Annotated in this window: 13 protein-coding genes and 1 tRNA gene; 5 read left to right on the top strand and 9 right to left on the bottom strand. The window is 45.0% G+C overall.

Annotated elements, in window-relative coordinates; genetic code table 11:
* Window positions 1–29: 29 nt before the first annotated feature.
* Both IPP67_08085 and IPP67_08090 read right to left on the bottom strand, forming a co-directional pair.
* Complete coding sequence (locus IPP67_08085) at window positions 30–854, bottom strand: S49 family peptidase (protein MBL0339097.1); 825 nt, start codon at window positions 852–854, stop codon at window positions 30–32.
* A 113-nt stretch (window positions 855–967) separates the two neighbouring features.
* The gene (locus IPP67_08090) at window positions 968–1,744 is read right to left on the bottom strand and encodes a methyltransferase (GenBank protein ID MBL0339098.1); all 777 of its coding nucleotides are present in this window, start codon (window positions 1,742–1,744) and stop codon (window positions 968–970) included.
* 114 nt (window positions 1,745–1,858) lie between these two features.
* Here IPP67_08090 and IPP67_08095 point away from each other — a divergent pair, with 114 nt between their 5' ends.
* Entirely contained in the window at window positions 1,859–2,887 is a 1,029-nt protein-coding gene (locus IPP67_08095) for a polyprenyl synthetase family protein (GenBank protein ID MBL0339099.1), read from the top strand.
* A gap of 147 nt (window positions 2,888–3,034) precedes the next feature.
* Window positions 3,035–3,111 (top strand) — tRNA-Pro (locus IPP67_08100).
* Between the two features lie 80 nt (window positions 3,112–3,191).
* Here the strand turns inward: IPP67_08100 and IPP67_08105 are convergent.
* From IPP67_08105 to IPP67_08125, 5 genes are all read right to left on the bottom strand, one after another.
* Window positions 3,192–4,220 carry a Tat pathway signal protein gene (locus tag IPP67_08105; protein MBL0339100.1) on the bottom strand — a complete coding sequence of 343 codons (1,029 nt, stop codon included), beginning with the start codon at window positions 4,218–4,220 and terminating at the stop codon, window positions 3,192–3,194.
* Between the two features lie 178 nt (window positions 4,221–4,398).
* Entirely contained in the window at window positions 4,399–5,025 is a 627-nt protein-coding gene (locus IPP67_08110) for a membrane integrity-associated transporter subunit PqiC (GenBank protein MBL0339101.1), read from the bottom strand.
* Window positions 5,026–5,045: 20 nt separating this feature from the next.
* Window positions 5,046–5,870 (bottom strand): MCE family protein, encoded by an 825-nt coding sequence (locus tag IPP67_08115; GenBank protein MBL0339102.1) that lies wholly within the window; start codon window positions 5,868–5,870, stop codon window positions 5,046–5,048.
* A 41-nt stretch (window positions 5,871–5,911) separates the two neighbouring features.
* Window positions 5,912–6,676, bottom strand: a complete 765-nt coding sequence (locus IPP67_08120) for an ATP-binding cassette domain-containing protein (GenBank protein MBL0339103.1) — start codon at window positions 6,674–6,676, stop codon at window positions 5,912–5,914.
* Between the two features lie 25 nt (window positions 6,677–6,701).
* The gene (locus IPP67_08125; GenBank protein MBL0339104.1) at window positions 6,702–7,868 is read right to left on the bottom strand and encodes an MlaE family lipid ABC transporter permease subunit; all 1,167 of its coding nucleotides are present in this window, start codon (window positions 7,866–7,868) and stop codon (window positions 6,702–6,704) included.
* 123 nt (window positions 7,869–7,991) lie between these two features.
* Here IPP67_08125 and IPP67_08130 point away from each other — a divergent pair, with 123 nt between their 5' ends.
* A complete protein-coding gene (locus IPP67_08130; GenBank protein MBL0339105.1) occupies window positions 7,992–8,504 on the top strand; it encodes an adenine phosphoribosyltransferase in 513 nt (170 codons plus the stop codon).
* A gap of 131 nt (window positions 8,505–8,635) precedes the next feature.
* On the opposite strand, the gene IPP67_08135 is transcribed toward IPP67_08130, so the two are convergent.
* Window positions 8,636–9,928 carry a nucleotide sugar dehydrogenase gene (locus tag IPP67_08135; GenBank protein ID MBL0339106.1) on the bottom strand — a complete coding sequence of 431 codons (1,293 nt, stop codon included), beginning with the start codon at window positions 9,926–9,928 and terminating at the stop codon, window positions 8,636–8,638.
* 38 nt (window positions 9,929–9,966) lie between these two features.
* Window positions 9,967–10,581: a HupE/UreJ family protein gene (locus tag IPP67_08140; GenBank protein MBL0339107.1), complete on the bottom strand. Its 615-nt coding sequence runs from the start codon at window positions 10,579–10,581 to the stop codon at window positions 9,967–9,969.
* 366 nt (window positions 10,582–10,947) lie between these two features.
* Between IPP67_08140 and IPP67_08145 the strand changes: the two genes are divergently transcribed.
* Together IPP67_08145 and IPP67_08150 are read left to right on the top strand one after the other, a co-directional pair.
* Window positions 10,948–13,044, top strand: coding sequence for an LPS-assembly protein LptD (locus IPP67_08145; protein MBL0339108.1), 2,097 nt, complete (start codon window positions 10,948–10,950; stop codon window positions 13,042–13,044).
* A gap of 25 nt (window positions 13,045–13,069) precedes the next feature.
* Window positions 13,070–14,566 (top strand): CoA-acylating methylmalonate-semialdehyde dehydrogenase, encoded by a 1,497-nt coding sequence (locus IPP67_08150; GenBank protein MBL0339109.1) that lies wholly within the window; start codon window positions 13,070–13,072, stop codon window positions 14,564–14,566.
* Window positions 14,567–14,570 lie beyond the last annotated feature (4 nt).

Genomic DNA, 14,570 nt, shown 5'->3' on the forward strand with positions numbered 1-14,570 from the left:
GGCGTAGGAACAGGGATTTTTTAAAAACCCTATAGGCCCAACCTGTTCCACCACCATTGTTCCTCAACCGCCTCAATGAACCCATGGCCTAAATTGGTTTTAGCCGTATTCCCGGATACCAAACGTTGGATCAGTCCCCTCTTGGCTTCCATGCGGACAAATTTGGCTTTCTTGCCAAATTTTTGTTGCAGCACTTCCTCTAATGAGCCAATGCCATCGATCAGCCCCTTTTCCAGGGCTTGTTTGCCCGTCCAGATATCACCGTTAAAAACACCAGCCTTATCCGCTGGGATTTTTGCGCCGCGTCGCTCTTGGACATAGGTTTTGAATTCTTCATGGATACTTTGTTGCAAGGATTTAATTCTTTCTTCATCTTCCGCTTTAACTGGTGAGAAGGAATCAAGCATCATTTTCCGCTCGCCCGCTGTATAAACGCGGCGCTCGACGCCGATTTTAGCAATCAATTCCGTAAAACCAAAACCCGCGCTGATCACCCCAATGGAACCGATTAAAGAAGAGGCCTCGGCATAAATCTCATCCCCGGCACAGGCCAGCCAATAACCACCGGATGCCGCCACATCCTCGATAAAAGTCAGTACAGGGATTTTATGCTTCTCTGCCCTTTGGCGAATGGCGCGGGCAATCAGCGCTGATTGTGCGGGTGACCCGCCGGGGGAATTCACCAGCAACGCCACCGCCGGTATTTTCGGGTTACAAAATGCTTTTTCAATTAAATGGTGCAATCCCAAATAGGATAACCCTTGCTGGAAACGTCCCATTCTGCCAATTACACCGGATAATACCAACAGGGGAATTTCCGCTGGTTGCGATTGCCAAAAAAGAATTTTTGCCATTAATTGTTCCTTCCATTTCGTTTCACCTAAAATACCTAATGATGTATCAAGTAGTCAGCAAGCCCTTGATAATCAAGTTTTGTTTTCGTAAAATTACGCTTCAAAGCTTATTTTTATAACCAATCAATTTTTTGGCTGTGCCTTAAAACCCCTTCGGCTTGGAGGGTGTAGGAACCATCTTCTGTATGCAAGACCAAGCCAGGATAAAGGCTAAAGGGCGTTTTCGCCCCTTTCATGATTTGTACCAAAACCCGGTTCGCAGATTTTTGTTGATCAGGCCATAAGGGAAAAACCTTTATTGCGCAGGTTTTTTCCTGAAAGAAAGCCAAAATTTCAGGTAGTCTATGCGCCACATGGATCAGGGTAATGACCCCCTTGCTTTTGACATGCCGCCAAGCAAACCCTAGCCAATCGATTAGCTGGCTATCACCTTCATACAATGCTTGACCGCGTAACAGATTTTCGGTTTTTTTTCCCAATTCGTTAGAACGGTAATAAGGGGGGTTCATCATCACATGATCAACCAACAACCCCTGGAAATAGGCAGGGGGCGTTTTCAAATCCCCCTGGATGGAATGGACAAACGGGTGCCAGCCGTTTAAGCAGGCATTTTGATTGGCCAAATCAACCAAACCTTGATGTAGTTCCAAACCGATGATTTTGGCTGCAGGCCTGCAGGCCTGCAGACATAAAGAAGCCGTACCAACCCCTGCCCCAACATCGATGACTACATCATCCACTTTATTATCAACCGCAGCCGCCAGCAACACCCCGTCGATGGCAGTACGGTAGCCGGTTTTCGGCTGCAACAAACGCACCCGGCCTCCTAACAATGTATTTTCACGAACGTCGGGGAAAATATTCTTTGAAGGTTTGGTTTTAGGCATCATAAACGGATGATCATCTTTCCAAAAGAATGCGGCAACAGGATGCTTGACCCTGAAGCTTTTCACTTTATGCTGGGATAATATGTGATATCCGTCAAGAAAAATAAGGAACCAGGAATGGGCAGTTCTTCCATCATTCAATCTTCGATTCAAGGGCCCAATGCGTTAGAAAAATTGCAACATCTCCTTAAACCCGAATTGGCCTTGATCAATCAATTGATCATTGAACAATTGCAAAACCGGGTTGCTTTAATCCCCCAATTGGCTGGGCACATTATTGGCGCCGGGGGCAAAAGGTTACGCCCCATGTTGACCTTAGCCTGCAGCCATCTTTGTGGTTATCAAGGACAACGCCATTTGTCGCTTGCTGCTTGTGTTGAATTTATCCATACCGCAACTTTGCTTCATGATGACGTGGTGGATGACAGCAAATTGCGTCGTGGCCGATCAACTGCCAACAGCCTATGGGGTAACCAAGCAAGCGTTTTGGTTGGGGATTTCCTATTCAGCCGGTCTTTCCAATTAATGGTCAAAGACGGCAGTCTGGACGTGCTGCGCATCCTTTCTTCGGCTGCCGCAACGATTGCGGAGGGCGAAGTTTTACAACTGCTCAATATTCATGACTTAGGCACAACCAAAGCTTCGTACCTGGAGGTTATCCAATCCAAAACCGCTGCCCTGTTTGCTGCCGCCTGTGAAATCGGCGGGGTTATCGCTGGTAAAGAGGAGGCCGAAACCAAAGCCTTACAAAATTATGGGCTAAATTTAGGGATTTTGTTCCAATTGATTGATGATGTGTTGGATTATTCTCCCGACCGCTCGGAGCATTTAGGGAAAATCACCGGGGATGATTTCCGGGAGGGGAAACTAACGATGCCCGTAATCTTGGCCCTTCAAAAAGCTAGCCCAGCGGAGAATAAATTTTGGCAGCGGACGATGGCAGGCAATCGGCAAAAAACAGAAGACTTGCAGAAAGCAATCCAGTTGTTACATCAGCATCAATGTTTAGCTAATACCCTTATTTTGGCTAAGGATTACGCCACAAAAGCCCGAAATGCCTTAAGCATATTCAAGGAATCTGCTTGGAAAACCATTCTCAATGATTTAATTGGATATTGTTTGGCACGCCCCGGGATGGAAGGATAAGTACAAGCAATCAAGCGCTTTTCTACCCTATTTTGTTTTATTGCCCTTCCATTATACAAATCCAATGAGCATGTAAAGAAATTCCCAAATCCTTTGATTCTTTGCTTGCCAAACAACACTTCCTGTTCTTATAATGCCCGTGGTTAGCGGAGTGTAGCTCAGCCTGGTAGAGCACTACGTTCGGGACGTAGGGGCCGCAGGTTCAAATCCTGTCACTCCGACCAGTTGTAACAAGGCTTTTCAGAAGATTTTATAGATCGCGTTATTAACCTAAGGGCGAGCTTAGGGCAAACATCGCTAGTTGTTATTTGATCACACTCATCCATGGCCTGCGCAAGCTATAAGGCATAAGCCCCGCATATCCCATTCGAAACAACATGGTCGGTGTGCCCTTGCCGTGAGCAACCGCTGTTTGTAACAGTGGTCGTAGTAAGCGCACTTCAATAGGTTGGTTAATGGGGGAATTGCGAATTTTTCTTGCCGTACCCGCCAGCGCAATACGCTCATATAAACGGCCTGCCTCAAACCAATTTTGGGGATTTTCTTCATCCACAAAAATTGCCCCCACCATCGGTGATTGTAAAATAAGATCTCGATCAGTCTTAGCTTGAGATTTTCCAGAAAGAACAAACGGCAGCAGTAATTTTGCAAGCCATGCCGGCAATGATGGTTTTTGCATAGATAGGGTTGATAACCTATCACCTGTTTTAAGCGCCATCAATGGGTTATATCTGATCCATTTGATTAATTCCTGGCGAAAACCATAATCCTTTAATTGGATCATATCCCCTTGGGCCACAAGATCGGCAATCATTGTTATTTTCTGCTTATCTTGCAAAAAAACTGCTTGTACCCTTAAACCCTGCGAATGCTTCACAAGCCATTCCATGTCAATATTGGAAATGAAGCGTGCTTCAAAATGACTGTGGGTTGATTGACGCTCAAAAATTGCGTCAAAAAGACTGTCATCGACAGATAAGTTCGAAGATTTTTTAAATGTCAGCGATGCCGCGTTTTCACGACCATTAAAAATAATTTCTGTAGCATACCCAGATGCCGAGGCCGCATATACCATATTTTCCGCAGCACAACCAAGGCTTTTATAAAGATGGCTGTCATCAGGATCAACAATTGGGCACCGGCGCGTATAATCGGGGATAATTTTAATGGCATTCTGTTGAATTTGGAAAAACCACGGCTGGGTGTTGTGGCTGGAAGCTGCTAGCGTCCCACACCTAGCAATAAAATATAAATCGAGTTCTTGAGGTGGCAGAAAATTTTTCAGTTGCCTTTGGTCGCTTGCCACTTGCTCATAACGTAACTTTTTATTCACACCTATTCCTTTTGAGCTAATTTTTGAGTATAGCCAGCTGTCAGTTAGCACTCTGACCAATCACAATATGGACGCTGAACAGCTTTAAAGTTACTTTCATTCTTGGTATATTTAGTGGCCCCTGATAGCAACGGCACACCTGTTTTAAGTTCCTGTTTTTGAAGCTACATTTCACCCATTAGCGAGCGTTTGTTACCTTGCTTTGCCCAATGGTTGTCGATATATCCTTTAATATCCAGGTAATGGCCCGTTGAAACCCCTCAATAACTGTTGCTATATCGTTGTTGGTAATAGGAATTTGTTGTTTGAAAACACGGCTAAAAACCAGCTTGCGGCTTTCTAAATCTATGTCATTGGCTTGAAGAGTAAGCGTAACGGTCGGCTTTCCCTGCCAATCAGCCACCTGGAAATCCCTGATTTCCGTTTGCAAAACATAAGCTGCCCGTAATCCGCCATTTTCCCGGCTTAAAGGCACAACCAATTTACCGGCTTGGAGATGTTCAACCAATAATTGTTGTAACATTTGAGGGATAGCTTCTGACCAGCTGATACCGGGCAACGGCACGATTTCCTGAAACGGTTGAGTAACTAAAATCCTATTGGTGTTGAACGGGGCATTGGCCGTCGGCCGGTCAACCACCATGATCGGCAGGTTAGGAGATAAACTGCTTGATTGCGGTGCCAACACTGTCAAAAAATATTGTTTTTCTGGTTCCGGTTTTTTTAAAATAGAACAAGCCGTTAAGAAGCTACCTAAAATCAGGGCTATGCTGAAAAAACTCACATATTTTTTTATTTTTGTCATTTTTATCTCCGATTAAATGTTTAGCGTGGCCCCAAAATCAGTTGTGATGGATCACGCTCTAATTTTTCTGCAAACCTTTTCATCAAAACCATAAAATCTTTTGCCTCGGTCACCAGCGAATTGATTTGCCGGAGGGTGGGCGAAAGAAAAGTCTGTACCGGTTCAGTTATATTGGTCAATAAATTATTTAAATTCGCACTGGTTTGTTCAAAGGACTGCAAGGTTTTTTGTAGGGATTGCAGGGCATTGACGATATAATCGCCTTCAGTTGCTTGACGCAGACCATTCGATATTTCCTTTAAATTGGCAACTGATGTCTGCAAATCAGCGACCATATTGCTTAACAGCGCAGCATTTTCCTGGTTAATAATGGTTGGCACCACTTCACGAAATTGCTTGGAAATAACCCGCAAGTCATCCACCACCAAACTGACATCGGTCAATACTTGCAACACTTCCTGCAATTTCCCAGGTTTGGGGTTAATTGGGGGATATGGCTTGACGCTAACCACCTGCAACAATTTTTTATCGGCTGAGCCCCCTTGCAGCAGGACATAGGGAATGCCTGTTATTCCTTGGCTTTCAAGGGATGCCGTGGCATCTTCATAAAGTCGGGTGGTAGCCAAAATTTTAATTGTCACCCGCACCTTGTCAATTTGTTGGGGATCCAGTTGGACGCTATCCACTCTTCCCACTTCAACCCCCCGGTAACGAACGACCCCACCCACTTGTAAGCCCGTCACATCTTCTGAAAACAGAATATCGTAATAGGCATTATCTTTATTACCCTGCCCGCTGGCCAGCCATAAAAAACCCACCAGCAAAGCCAGTGTAAAACCACTCACAAATAACCCTACCAGGATATATCTTGCCCTTATTTCCAAAATTACCTTCCGTTCTGCAAAATTCTTGCCCTATCGCCATGAAAATAACTTTTGATCCAGGGATGGGGATCATGCAGCATTTCGTTTAATGTACCGGTTTTTATTTTTTGATCAACTAACACCCCGATCCGATCACAAACTGTCTGCAACGTGTCTAAATCATGTGTGACCATAAAAACTGTCAGTCCTAAGCTTTTTTGCAGATCAACAATCAATCGGTCAAATAAGGAGGCACTGATCGGGTCCAAACCTGCCGTCGGTTCATCAAGAAACAGGATGGGCGGATCTAAAGCCAATGCCCTGGCTAACGCTGCCCGCTTCCGCATCCCCCCAGAAATTTCAGAAGGGAATTTCAAAAGATCCTCTGGGTTTAATCCCACCATCAATAACTTCAATTGAGCAATCTCGTGGATCATAGATTTGGGGAGATTTGAATGTTCCCGTAAGGGGGTTTCAACATTTTCCAATAAATTTAAGGAACTAAATAATGCGCCGTTTTGGAACATAACCCCCCAAGGCAACCGATCCCGGCTTTGAAGCAATACAGAAAGTGGCTGACCTAAAATCTTTATAGTGCCCGACTTTGCCGGTTGCAGCCCAATTAACGTACGCAACAATACCGATTTACCCGACCCAGATCCCCCGACGATCCCTATAATTTCCCCAAGATATACCTGTAAATCCAGATGGTCATGGATCAAACGGCCCCCAAAACCCGTGCAAAGCCCTTCGACATCAATGACAACAGTGTGATTATTTTTTACCAAAGCACCCAACCGATCACCCCTGATTCTAAATCTTCAAAATGGAGAAAATAATGGAAAAAACCGCATCTAACATAATCACATAAAAAATACTTTCGACAACAGCACGGGTGGTACTGCTGCCAACTTCTTCTGTACTGCCCTTAACCAACATGCCATGAAAGCAGCTGATTAGGCCAATAAAAAACGCGAAAACCGGCGCTTTGATGATCCCCAACCAAAAACCCGTGTGCGAAATGGCACCCCTGACCAGGTTGATATAATTGGCAGGTTCGATCCCTAAAAGAACCCACAGCATCACTCCTCCACCCATAATCCCCATGAAATTAGCAAAAAAAGTCAGAAGTGGCAGCACGATCACCAGTGCAAGCAAGCGGGGTAAGACCAATACATCAATCGGGTTTAAGCCTAAGGTCTTTATGGCATCCACCTCTTCATTGATTTTCATTGCCCCAATTTCGGCCGTGAACGAACTTCCCGAACGCCCTGCAACTAAAATCGCCGTAATCAGCACCCCCATTTCCCGGGTCATAGATAGGGCAACTAAATTAACGGTAAAGATGGCCGCTCCCCATTGGCTTAGTTGGTCAACGCCTTGAAAAGACAGGACGATACCGATAAGAAACGATAACAAGCCGACAATCGGCAAAGCCTGAAAACCGGTACGGTCGAGGTGGCTGGCTAAAGCAGTCCAGCGCAGTCGGGACGGGTGGACGATCATCACGCCCATCCGAATGAGCACATAGCCGAAAAATGATACCAAGCTAAGGCTTTGTTTCCCCAGCCTGAATATTTGATAACCAGCCTGGTTGGCTAAAATCATAAAAGGTGGCAGCCTGTGTTTCCGGGCAATTGTCGGTTCTAAAGCAAGGGGTTGGATTTTATCCAATTGCTCAAACAAATTTTTCTTTGTTTCCGCAAGCCCGTTAAGGACAGCAGTTTTCCCTTTCTTTTCAAGATTCCTTTGAAAGTTTTGGATGAGTAAGACCCCGGCCGTATCAATCTGTTCGATCCCCGTGCAGTCAATAGCAATGATGTCTTCCGAATTTAAAACTTCCGACATTTTCGTGTCAATTTGGTGGCGGACACTTTGGGAAAGACCCAGCATTGTCCAAGAACCTGCAAGTTTGGCGGTATGGCTATGCCCGTCAATTTCAAAACTGGCCGGACGAGAGAAAATTGGTTGATCTGTCATCAAAGAATTGTCTTTCTATCTGCGGAATCATCGCCAGTCTGAATAAATATGGTGGTGGACATTGTACCGCAAACGTGATGTATTAAACAACTGCTAATTCATTTTTTATCAGCGGTTGTGTGAATGGATTTAACCCAATATATTGGTCGTGTCCCGGATTTCCCTAAACCGGGAATTTTGTTTTATGATATATCCCCCTTGCTCGCATCCCCCATAGCCTGGCAATACGCCATCGACCAATTAACCAAACAACTTCAACCCTATCGGGCCGATTTATTAATTGGCATTGAGTCACGCGGCTTTTTACTCGCTGCACCCTTGGCGATCACCTTGAAACTTGGCTTTGCCATGGTCCGGAAAAAGGGCAAATTGCCCGGGAAAACAGTTCGTCATGAATATGCTTTAGAATATGGCACCGATACCTTAGAAATTCAGCAAAATGCCTTTAAGGCAGGTAAAAAAGCGATTATCGTGGATGATCTGTTGGCTACAGGCGGTACCGTGGAGGCAACCACTAAGTTATTGCAGCAGGTGGGGATAGAAGTGGCAGCCACCGCCTGTATTATTGAGCTGGGTTTTTTAAAAGGACGGTCAAAAATTGTGACTCCCTTCCACTCCTTAATCAACTTTCCTTAATAATCGTTTCGCTTTTTGTCGATTGCTCTGCCCTGTGCGTCACCCGGCCTGTTGATAGAGTTGGCTTTAAGCTAGGTTTTGCGGGATAACCCAGCCGTCGATATCTTTTTTAACTTAAACTGGAAGCCTTTCTATAATCGCCATAGATCGATACCGATGGGGCATTTGGAGCGGTCAAGCACCGCTTTGACATCTGCAGCTAGTCCCTTGCCATTCGCCAATAATTGTTGGATCAGCTGCCAGCCCTGTTGTTTATAGGATTGGTGGGCAACCGCCAGGATTACTGCTTGCGCGGGCTTTAATTGGTTAAGCGGTGTTAAGGAAAACCGATATTCATGCATCACAGCTTGCGGATCCGCATAGGGATCGGTAATCTGTACGTCAACTCCGAATGATTGTAACTCCTGGATGATGTCAACCACCTTGCTGTTGCGGATATCGGGTACATTTTCCTTGAAAGTTAGCCCTAAAATCGTGACCACCGGCTTACTTTTCCAAGCATTTTTGGTGAGGTATTTGACAACTTCGGTTGCAACAAAACGCGCCATGCTATTATTGACACGCCTGCCTGCCAAAATAACTTCCGGGATATACCCCATCTGTTCAGCCTTATGGGTCAAATAATAAGGGTCAACGCTAATACAATGACCGCCAACCAAGCCCGGTGTGAATTTCAAAAAATTCCATTTGGTACCAGCAGCTGTTAACACATCGTGGGTATCGATCCCCACCCGGTGGCAAATCAACGCCAACTCATTCATCAAAGCGATATTGATATCGCGCTGGGTGTTTTCTAAAACCTTGGCAGCCTCAGCTGTACGGATATTGGCAGCTTGATAAATACCAGCCTTAACCACCTGACCATAAACATATGCAACAATTTCAAGCGTTTTGGGGTCACTGGCGGATACAATTTTCTGTATGCTTTCAAAACGATGCTCTTTATCACCAGGATTGATGCGTTCCGGCGAATAAGCCAGGCCGAAATCTTTACCCACCTTCAACCCTGACAGTTTTTCAAGTACCGGCTGGCATTCTTCTTCTGTTAAACCAGGGTAAACGGTTGATTCATAGACAACAATATCCCCTTTTTTTAGCTGCTGGGCTAACGTGCGGGTCGCCGATAAAACGGCCCCCAAATCCGGGCGATAGGTGTCATTAATAGGGGTGGGAACAGTGATAATATGAAAATCGGCCAGTTTCAAATCCTTGGGATCGGCGGTCAAATGCAATTTCGCCTGCATAAGCTTTTGGCTTTCCACCTCCCCAGAGTGATCTTGTCCTTGGCTGATTTGTTCAATCCTTTTTTTGTCTATATCAAAAGCCACTACCGGATACCCATGGCACCCAAAGGCAGTTGCTAGTGGTAGCCCTACATACCCTAAGCCTGTAACTGATACATGACGTTGAAATTGCTTCTGCACAGAACACCCCTTCAGAAAATGACCAACTCAATGTTTAACTAAAAAAAACTTTCATCCCGCCAATGAATAAAACGCTGATACCTGTTAAGCAACGTAAGAAAAATTGCCGGTAAGCTTGCTCCTGCCACGCCCGCCCGCAAGCAAAGCCGATATATTGTAACACCAAAGTAGCGCTTATAAAGCCTGCCACAAACCACAGGGTGGAAAGATTGTGTGCCATTTCTTCGGCATGGGCAGCCCCATGAAAAACCGCCATGACAGCAATCACAGGCAACATGAACGCAAAAGAAAAATGAGGTGTAAATACTAGGATAACCCCAAGAATCATGGAGACCAATGCCGATACTGCTTTCCACCATATTACCCAAGTCCAGCTCATACTTATAACTGATGAAAAATGCAGCCGCCATCGTCCCTGAAAATATACCCGCCACCTGCAACCAGCGAGGGTGGTCCCGGGAAGATTGACTCGCCCAGATCCCAATTCCTATCATGGTGACTAGATGGTCAATTCCTTGCCAAGGATGCAAAAATCCATTGACAAAACTATGATCGGGATGCCAGCCACGCATGGGATGGGCAGCAGCCTCTGCCGCCAACATCATGAACACTAGCAAAGCGATGGACAGTTTTGTCAAACCGTTATGTAACATTTTTCCTCCTAAAGCAGGCTGACCAGGCTTTAAAGCTTTAGCAAGAAACCATAAAATTGGAAAGTAAAATGTTATTCGCCCATGTATTTACAGGGAGACACCAAATTAACATAAAATTGATGGCCTTAAAAATTGCTGATGATAAGACTTTGGTCCTTCTATACCACCATGTTTTTAGCATGGCTTATGAAAGAACGCTTGATCTATCGAGTAATTTTGGCAAGGATGTACCAAACTTATGATCACATCATTAGCTGTTTTATAGGACATAGGCGAATGGCTATCCGGTTTCGGGTTATCTGTATCATTTTATTTGCGTTGGGAAATACCATTTTCTCAAATGTCCTGAGATCCCAAGAAATATTGATGAAGGCTGATCAATTGGAATTTAACCAACATGACAAAGTGTTGACGGCCGAAGGCCATGTGGAAATTTGGTATCGAGGACGAACCCTACAAGCAGAAAAAGTTATTTATTACCAAAAAACCAACCAAGTAATAGCCCGCGGCCAAGTGCGTATTACAGAAGAAAGTGGCAATTATATTTATGCCGAATATATCGATGTTAGCGGTGATCTAAAAAAAGGGGTTATTGAAAATTTCCTAGTGGCCCTAGAAGATGGTTCACGGATAGCGGTTGCTAGGGGGGATGTTGATCTTGAAGGTGACAGCCGGTTTGAAGGTGCCGTTTACTCCCCATGCCAATCCTGCCTAAAAAACCCTGAAAAACCGTTGATCTGGCAAATAAAATCCGTAACCGTGATCCGGGATAAAGACAACCACCGCCTTATCCTCAAAGAGGCGTGGTTAGAATTATTCGATATCCCCGTTTTTTATCTGCCCTATTTTTCCATTCCCGATGGTACATTAAAAAAGCAAAGTGGCTTATTAGGCCCTAAACTTTTTAAAAGCAGTAATATTGGGTTAACCTTCGGTTTGCCGGTGTTTATTAATATTGATCGTAGCCGTGATTTAACCCTTACCCCTTATATTAGCTTAAAGGGTACCAAAGTTCTGGCGCTGGATTACCGGCAACATTTTGCAAACGGTATTTTAAATGTGGGCGGCAGTATCGGATGGGGCGATTATGCGGAAACCATCGGTAACAATACGAAAAATTATCAAAATGATATGCGCGGGCATTTCTATCTTCAAGGATCGTTTGATATCAACCGCCAGTGGCGCTGGGGAATGGATATCACAACGGCAAGCGACAAATCTTACTTGTCCGACCTGAATTTTAATGGCGATGATTTGGTTACCAGTAAAATATTTGCTGAAGACTTCATCTCCAACCGCAGTTATTTTCAAGCAAGTGGCCTACAATTCCTAGGCACAAGGGATTTGGACATTAATAAAGAACAAGCCTTTGCCCTTCCCCGCCTCCTCTATTATTACCAACAGGATCATCGGCAAAGTACTGGTTATTGGGATCTTAGAGGCGAATTTGCGGCTCTGCACCGCCTGGAAGGCCGGGAAAGCCAAAAACTATCTTTTGTAGGCGGGTGGAATTGGTCGAGCATCGACCCATCTGGAGGGGTCTGGACTAGCCGTTTGTCTTTAACAACGGATCTTTATCATGTGCGCCATGTTGATCCAAATTCCGACATTTTTAATCCCCCCAATAACCGCTTTAGCGGATGGCAAGGGCGCGTTTTCCCCCAAGCCTTTCTTGAGTGGCGATATCCCTTAATCAAAAGCATTTCCAATGCGGAAAATTTTGTGATTGAGCCTATATTTTCCGTGGTGGCAGCACCAAAATCAAGCACGTCTTCAAAAATACCCAACGAAGATAGCCAAGATATCATCCTGGATGACACCAATATCTTCTTGCCAGATCGCTTAGGGGGGGGCGATCGCCTAGATCGAGGCTCCAGGATCAATTATGGGTTAAAATTAAGTTATCATGATTCGCTTAACAACCGGGAATTTTCCTTTACCATTGGCCAATCCTATCAATTGTATAGGGGATTGTTCCCAGATAACACTGGCTTGTCCAAACATATGACTGATGTGGTTGGTCAGGCAAATGTTCGGGTTAACGATCGATTGGATTTAGGGTATCGTTTTCAATTTGATCCTTACAACAAAAAATTCCGCCGCCAAGAAATCAGCCTGAATGGAAAATTTGATATCTTTCGTTTGGACGCCGCTTATAGTTGGCTGGGGGAATATCATATCGCAAACCTTGATACACCTGCTTACCAGTCCGTCAACGGCACTTTGACAACCCAATTAGGTGATTATTGGACCCTTAAAACCTTTACCTCTTATGATATCGATAGAAAAAAATTATATTCTTATGGCGGATCTATTGAATATAATGATGAATGCTTTATTTTTGGCTTGAGCATCAAAAAACGAGATTTTGTGGGAGCCACTAAGAAAAATGATATTTTAATTGGTATTACCTTGTCTTTAACCAATATCGGCGGCATCAACCCAAGTGTCACCTTCAAATAACCACCCCTAACGTAACGGAGAGACCATGTCCAAATATATTTCCCATTTTATTAACGGAAAATTGGTTGAGGGTTCCAAGAATACGATGTCTGGTGTTTTTAACCCTGCAACCGGCGAAGAAATTAGCAAGGTATTTTTGGCAACCAGCAAAGAAGTTGACCAGGCGGTAGCTGCTGCAACAGCCGCATGGCCCGCTTGGAGTGCCACCCCTGCCCTGCAACGTTCCCGCGTTCTTTTTCGTTTCAAAACGATTCTGGAAGCCAACTTAGATAAGCTTGCAGCGGTTGTCAGTGAAGAACATGGTAAAACCGTCAGCGATGCAAAAGGATCTTGCATGCGGGGTCTTGAAGTCGTTGAGTTTGCCTGTGGTATCCCGCATTTACTTAAAGGTGAATTCAGCGAAAATATTGGAAAAGGGATTGACAGTTGGTCCACACGCCAGGCGTTAGGGGTGTGTGCTGGCATTACCCCCTTTAATTTTCCCGTGATGATTGCTTTATGGATGTTCCCGTTATCGATTGCTTGCGGCAATTGTTTTATCCTGAAGCCATCGGAACGCGATCCGTCCGCTGCGTTGCTGTTGGCCGGATGGATGAAAGAAGCGGGCTTACCAGATGGGGTATTAAACGTGGTCCAGGGTGATAAGAATGCGGTGGATTTACTTTTGGGCCATCCAGGCATCGCCGCCATCAGCTTCGTCGGTTCAACAACTGTTGCCCAACATATTTACACCCAAGCTTCCAGCAATTTCAAACGGGTACAAGCCTTAGGGGGGGCCAAGAATCACATGTTGGTCATGCCCGATGCGGATTTGGATATGACGACTGATAGTTTGATCGGTGCCGCCTACGGATCGGCAGGCGAGCGTTGCATGGCTATTTCCGTGGTTGTTGCCGTGGATAAGGTTGCAGACAAATTAGTTGAAAAACTAGCACCCCGCATACGTTCGTTAAAAATCGGTCCAGGCAATGATCCTGAGGTGGAGATGGGGCCATTGATTTCCAAACAGCATTTAAGCAAAGTGGAAAATTATGTGGAAACCGGTATTAAAGAAGGCGCTAAACTAGTGGTGGATGGACGCAATTTACGCTTACAAGGATATGAAAACGGTTATTTTATGGGGGGATGCCTATTTGACCATGTCCAACCCTCTATGCGGATTTACCAAGAAGAAATCTTTGGCCCTGTACTCGCAGTGGTACGGGTGCCTAATTATGAAAGTGCTGTAACCCTTATTAACAACCATCCTTATGGGAACGGCACCGCTATTTTTACTAGGGATGGGGATGCCGCCCGCGATTTTTCTAGCCGGATTAAAGTAGGCTTGGTGGGGGTGAATGTCCCCATTCCTGTCCCGATGGCTTTTCATAGCTTTGGGGGGTGGAAGCAATCCCTATATGGCGACCATCATATGCATGGGATGGAAGGAGTGCGGTTTTATACAAAATTGAAAACGATTACCGGACGTTGGCCAACCGGCAACCGGCAAGGAACAGAATTCAATATTCCCACCGTGAAATAGCTAT

The sequence above is a fragment of the Rhodospirillaceae bacterium genome (assembly GCA_016722635.1).
Classification (GTDB): domain Bacteria; phylum Pseudomonadota; class Alphaproteobacteria; order JAEUKQ01; family JAEUKQ01; genus JAEUKQ01.

Excerpts from the sequence above, each read along its gene's own strand:
- IPP67_08130 (MBL0339105.1), top strand. The coding sequence starts at position 7,992 with ATGGATTTAACCCAATATATTGGTCGTGTCCCGGATTTCCCTAAACCG.
- IPP67_08145 (MBL0339108.1), top strand. The coding sequence starts at position 10,948 with ATGAAGGCTGATCAATTGGAATTTAACCAACATGACAAAGTGTTGACG.
- IPP67_08140 (MBL0339107.1), bottom strand. The coding sequence starts at position 10,581 with ATGTTACATAACGGTTTGACAAAACTGTCCATCGCTTTGCTAGTGTTC.
- IPP67_08090 (MBL0339098.1), bottom strand. The coding sequence starts at position 1,744 with ATGATGCCTAAAACCAAACCTTCAAAGAATATTTTCCCCGACGTTCGT.
- IPP67_08095 (MBL0339099.1), top strand. The coding sequence starts at position 1,859 with ATGGGCAGTTCTTCCATCATTCAATCTTCGATTCAAGGGCCCAATGCG.
- IPP67_08125 (MBL0339104.1), bottom strand. The coding sequence starts at position 7,868 with ATGACAGATCAACCAATTTTCTCTCGTCCGGCCAGTTTTGAAATTGAC.
- IPP67_08085 (MBL0339097.1), bottom strand. The coding sequence starts at position 854 with ATGGCAAAAATTCTTTTTTGGCAATCGCAACCAGCGGAAATTCCCCTG.
- IPP67_08150 (MBL0339109.1), top strand. The coding sequence starts at position 13,070 with ATGTCCAAATATATTTCCCATTTTATTAACGGAAAATTGGTTGAGGGT.
- IPP67_08110 (MBL0339101.1), bottom strand. The coding sequence starts at position 5,025 with ATGACAAAAATAAAAAAATATGTGAGTTTTTTCAGCATAGCCCTGATT.